This window comes from Streptomyces sp. O3, assembly GCF_054788135.1.
On record NZ_JBTVYK010000171.1, the window covers coordinates 1 to 278 of the forward strand.

Consider the following 278-nt stretch of genomic DNA (forward strand, 5'->3'; position numbering starts at 1 on the left):
GTTCAGGCTCACTCCGGCCAGCGCCAGAAAGCCGATCAGCCCGATCCCGTTCAGCCCCAGCCCGCTCACCGCCAAAGCCAGCCCGCCACCGGTCATCGCCAGTGGAATTTGCGCCAGCAGCAAAAGCGGCACGCGCCGGCCCGGGAAGCGCAGAAACAACACCCAGGCGAGCGCCGTCATCGCGGCGAGTGCAGCAAGGCCAAGCCCCAGCGCGGCGTGTTCCAGCTCTTTGTAAAGCCCGCCGAAAACAATCCGCTCACCCGGCGGCAGTTTCAGCC

The 278-nt window shown here is 66.9% G+C and carries 1 protein-coding gene; it reads right to left on the bottom strand.

All coding sequences use genetic code 11. From position 1 onward, the window contains the following. Nucleotides 1-278, bottom strand: a 278-nt coding sequence (locus ACX6XY_RS30215; protein WP_460337846.1) for an efflux RND transporter permease subunit, incomplete at both ends; no start/stop codon positions are given.